Below are 4,389 nucleotides of genomic sequence, written 5' to 3'. Positions count from 1 at the left end.
GGCCGAGGCCATCCGCCGCCGCATCGCGGAGGGGGCGCCGTTTTTGGGCATCTGCTTGGGCGAGCACCTGCTGTTCGAGGAAGGCGTGGAAGGCGCCGGCGCCGACGGCAACCCGCACGGTTTGGGCGTGCTGCCCGGATGCGTGGGGCGTATGCCGCGCCAGGACGCCGAGGGCCGCGCGTACAAGGTCCCGCACGTGGGCTGGAACACCGTTGATTTCCCCGCCGGTGCACCGGAGAACCCGCTGTTCGCGGGCATCCCTTCGGGCACGTACTTCTACTTCACCCACAGCTACATCGCGCCTGACGGGTCGTTCGCCATCGCGCACACCACGCATAGCGTGACGTTCCCGTGCGCCGTGCAGAAGGGCAACGCGTTCGGCGTGCAGTTCCACCCCGAGAAAAGCTCGGATGCCGGCGCGGCCGTGCTGCGCAACTTCGTCGAGATCGCCAAGGCGGCATCGCCCGCCTTGCAAGGTTAGGGGGCCGCCATGTACCTGCTTCCCGCAATCGATATCCTGGGCGGCAAGGCCGTTCGCCTGGCGAAGGGCGATTACAACCAGGTGACCGTCTACAACGACGACCCCGTGGCGCAGGCTCGCGTCTTCGAGCAGGCGGGCGCCCGATGGGTGCACGTGGTCGACCTGGACGGCGCGCGCAGCGGCGTTCCGGAGAACATCGCCATCGTGGAGCGCATCGTGCGCGAGACGTCGCTTTCCGTCGAGATCGGCGGCGGCATCCGCAGCTTGGAGACGCTCAAGCGCCTGGCCGACGCCGGCGCGGCGCGCATGGTGCTGGGCACCGCGCTCGTCAACGACCCGGACCTTGCGCACGCGGCGATCGCCGCAGTGGGCGGCGACCGCCTGACCGCAGGCATCGACGCGAAGGGCGGGGAAGTGGCCGTTTCGGGTTGGATCGAGGGCTCGGGCGTGGCCGCCGCCGACCTGGCGCGCGCGATGGGCGCCGCCGGGTTCAAGCACATCGTCTACACCGACATCGCGCGCGACGGCATGCAGACCGGCATCGACGTGCAAGCTTACGTCGACATGGCGAACGCGTTCGGCAACCCCGTCATCGCCAGCGGCGGCGTGGCCAGCCTTGCCGACATCGAGCGCCTGGCGCCGGTGGTGGAAAGCATTGAGGGTGTCATCACCGGCAGGGCCGTCTACGAGGGCACGCTCGACGTCGCCGAAGGCGTCGCCCTTTGCGCCAGCCTGACCGCCGCGCGATCCTGATGCCGCAAGGGCGCCGTGCGCCGTTCGTTTAGCGGCGAAGCCGGGCGCTGCCGCACCTGCGCGGAGTTCCCCGGCCCTGCGCCGCACCCGCCGGCGCCATCCCGTCGATTTCCCTTTCCCCGAGCCGTTGAGGAGCAGATATATGTTGGCAAAACGCGTGATCCCCTGCATGGACGTGAAGGACGGCCGTGTGGTGAAGGGGGTCAACTTCGTGAACCTGCGCGATGCGGGCGACCCCATCGAGCTGGCGCAGCGCTACGACGAGCAGCGCGCCGACGAGGTGATCTTCCTTGACATCACCGCCACCAGCGACAAGCGCGAGACCACCGTCGACCTTGCAAGCCGCGCCAGCGCGCAGCTGCACCTGCCGTACTGCGTGGGCGGCGGCTTCCGCAGCGTCGCCGACATCCGCCGCATGATAGCCGCCGGCGCCGACAAGGTGTCGATCAACAGCGCGGCGGTGGACAACCCGCAGCTCATCTCCGATGCCGCCGCGGCGTTCGGCACGCAGGCCATCTTGTGCGCCATAGATGCGAAGCAGGTGGCCGGCAACCCCAACAAGTGGGAGGTCTACGTGCACGGCGGCCGCACCGCAACCGGCATCGACGCCGTGGAATGGGCGGTCGAGGCGGCTCGCCGCGGCGCGGGCGAGATCTTGCTGACCAGCATGGACCGCGACGGCAGCAAGGACGGCTTCGACTGCGCGCTCACCCGCGCAGTGGCGCGCGCGGTGGACATCCCCGTCATCGCCAGCGGCGGCGTGGGCAAGCTCGAGCACTTCGCCGAGGGCATCATCGACGGCGAGGCCGACGCGGTGCTGGCCGCCAGCGTCTTCCACTTCGGCGAGTTCACGGTATCCCAGGTCAAGGAGTACATGCGCAGCCAGGGCGTCCCGGTGCGCCTGTAGATAGGCAGTCGGTGCGAACAGGGGGGCGTGAACAGGGGACGGAGGTGCGTTCACGATAACGTTGCCATGTTCCCGAACGGCAAACGTGAACACACCTCCGTCCCCTGTTCACGCCGGAAACCATCGTCGAAAGGATGATCCATGCAAACCGAGCTTCCCGAGCTGAAATACAACGCCGACGGGCTGATCCCGTGCATCGTGCAGGACGTGGAGACGCATGAGGTGCTCATGATGGCGTGGATGAACGCCGAGAGCCTGACGCTGACGCTCGAGCGCGGCGAGACGGTGTTTTGGAGCCGCAGCCGCCAGGAGCTGTGGCACAAGGGCGCCACCAGCGGCAACACGCAGAAGATCGTCGAACTTCGCTACGATTGCGATGCCGACACGCTTCTAGCGCTCGTTCATCCGGCGGGCCCCGCATGCCACACCGGCGCCACCAGCTGCTTCTTCCGCACGCTAGCCAAGTTCGAGTAGCCGTTTCGCCGTCATCCGATATGCTGCCGAAAGGCATCGGATCGCGCCCAACTGAGGCGGTGGAGAAGGCGCGCCGCCGAAATAAACGCAATGAAGGGATGCGGGCGTTGGTCATGGCAGCTGAATAGACAATCTGGAAAAAACGAATAAATGCCGTTATGCTAGCAAGAACACCGGCGAAGCCCGCTCCATAGGCTGTCAAACTTCTGGAGTGGCGGGCGGCGCAGTGTTATCGAATCAATAGCCGGGTGCCAGCCCGGCTATTCTATTTCTTCTGCCCTATCATGCCCGGTCATGCGCTTCGGGTGGTTATCCGCAGTGACTTGCTTGCACGCGCCCGGCGCCTGCGCTATCCTGCCCCTAGCTTTATTTTCTCGAAGGAAACCCTTCCCATCATCAAGTTCCCGCTTCATTTCCACGCTCCATCTATGCGCAAAGCGGGTGACAACCCATATATATAAGGAGGAATAAGGGTGAAGTTCTTTCTGGACACGGCAGATCTAGCCGAAATCGAAGAGGCTGCTAGCTGGGGTGCGCTGGCGGGCGTCACCACCAACCCGTCCCTGTACGCCAAGATCGGCGGCAAGCTGGACGACTTCCACAACCACATGAAGCGCATCTGCGACATCGTCGGCCCGGACTGCCCGGTTTCCGCCGAGTCCGTCGCCATGACGCGCGACGAGATCGTCGCCGACGGCCGCAAGCTGGCTGAGATCGCCCCGAACATCGTGGTGAAGATCCCCACCATGGTCGAGGGCCTGGCCGCCACCCACACGCTGGCCGCCGAGGGCATTCCGGTGAACATGACGCTGTGCTTCAGCGTGCCGCAGGCCCTGCTGGCCGCACGCGCCGGCGCCCGCTACATCAGCCCGTTTATCGGCCGCTTCGATGACATCTCCGAGGACGGCCTCGAGCAGGTCGGCAACATCGTCACCGCCATCAATAACTACGACTTCACGGCCAACACCGCCAATGGCGAGCAGATCGAGATCATCGCCGCCTCCGTGCGCAGCGCCAACCACGTCACGCAGTGCGCGCTCATGGGCGCCGACATCGCCACCGTCCCGTTCGGCGTGCTGAAGAAGATGGTGCAGCATCCGCTCACCGACCGCGGCCTGGACTCCTTCATGAAGGACTGGGAGAAGGTAGCTAACGCATGAGCGACGAGCAGAATGTAGCGGAGGCGCCGCAGCAGGGCGCCCCCGCGGCCGATGCGGCGCCGGCTGCTCCCAAGCGCCGCCCGGGCCGTCCGCGCAAAAGCGCCGCCTCGTCGGGCAAGGCTTCTGCCGAGGCTTCTTCCGACGCGGCTTCCGACGCCGCTTCTTCGGCTGATCCGGCCGAGAGCGCTCCGAAAACGCCGGCCAAGCGCCGCCCGGGCCGTCCTCGCAAGAAGGCCGCGCCCGCCCAGGAATCCGAAGCCGCTTCCGCCGCGAAGGCGGAGCCCGCAGCAAAGGCCGCACCCGCTGCGAAGGCGAAAAAGGCGAAGGAGGCCCCTGCCGAGCCCGAGGCCGCCGCGCCCAAGGCGCAAGCCGCTGAAAGCGCCCAGGCCCCTGAGGCCGTAGCCGGCACGCCGGCAAGGCGCCGCCCGGGCCGTTCGCACAAGAAGATCGCCACCGCGCCCGTCGCCGCCCAAGCGGCCCCCGCGCAGGACGCATCCGACAAGCAGCAGGCCCCCGAAGCCGCTGAGGCTGCCGAGGCCGCACAGGCCGCCCAGGCACCCGCCGCGGCCGCCGGCTCCGATCAGCAGGAACCCGCCCGCGACATGGCCCCGGGC

At 67.3% G+C, this 4,389-nt stretch carries 6 protein-coding genes; all 6 read left to right on the top strand.

Annotated features, from left to right (window positions below; all coding sequences use genetic code 11):
• Positions 1–481: imidazole glycerol phosphate synthase subunit HisH (gene hisH / locus Q0H50_RS08550; protein WP_294421425.1), on the top strand; the 481-nt coding region annotated here is incomplete at its 5' end.
• A gap of 9 nt (positions 482–490) precedes the next feature.
• The gene (gene hisA / locus Q0H50_RS08545) at positions 491–1,234 is read left to right on the top strand and encodes a 1-(5-phosphoribosyl)-5-[(5-phosphoribosylamino)methylideneamino]imidazole-4-carboxamide isomerase (protein ID WP_294421423.1); all 744 of its coding nucleotides are present in this window, start codon (positions 491–493) and stop codon (positions 1,232–1,234) included.
• Between the two features lie 142 nt (positions 1,235–1,376).
• The gene (gene hisF, locus Q0H50_RS08540; RefSeq protein ID WP_294421420.1) at positions 1,377–2,141 is read left to right on the top strand and encodes an imidazole glycerol phosphate synthase subunit HisF; all 765 of its coding nucleotides are present in this window, start codon (positions 1,377–1,379) and stop codon (positions 2,139–2,141) included.
• A 141-nt stretch (positions 2,142–2,282) separates the two neighbouring features.
• Positions 2,283–2,615 carry a phosphoribosyl-AMP cyclohydrolase gene (hisI, locus tag Q0H50_RS08535; protein ID WP_294421418.1) on the top strand — a complete coding sequence of 111 codons (333 nt, stop codon included), beginning with the start codon at positions 2,283–2,285 and terminating at the stop codon, positions 2,613–2,615.
• Between the two features lie 473 nt (positions 2,616–3,088).
• On the top strand, positions 3,089–3,775 hold the full coding sequence (gene fsa, locus Q0H50_RS08530; protein WP_118349845.1) for a fructose-6-phosphate aldolase: 687 nt from the start codon (positions 3,089–3,091) through the stop codon (positions 3,773–3,775).
• Positions 3,772–4,389 (top strand): hypothetical protein (locus Q0H50_RS08525; protein WP_294421416.1); only part of this gene is annotated, 618 nt, incomplete at its 3' end. The genes fsa and Q0H50_RS08525, both read left to right, overlap by 4 nt.

The sequence above is a fragment of the uncultured Senegalimassilia sp. genome (genome assembly GCF_934632265.1).
Taxonomy (GTDB): Bacteria; Actinomycetota; Coriobacteriia; order Coriobacteriales; family Eggerthellaceae; genus Senegalimassilia.
The sequence above is the reverse complement of the archived record's forward strand: the minus strand, read 5'-3'. Positions and strand labels throughout refer to the sequence as shown.

Bases quoted from the DNA above. Each gene is read 5' to 3' on its own strand.
- hisF (WP_294421420.1), top strand. From the start codon at position 1,377: ATGTTGGCAAAACGCGTGATCCCCTGCATGGACGTGAAGGACGGCCGT.
- hisI (WP_294421418.1), top strand. From the start codon at position 2,283: ATGCAAACCGAGCTTCCCGAGCTGAAATACAACGCCGACGGGCTGATC.
- hisA (WP_294421423.1), top strand. From the start codon at position 491: ATGTACCTGCTTCCCGCAATCGATATCCTGGGCGGCAAGGCCGTTCGC.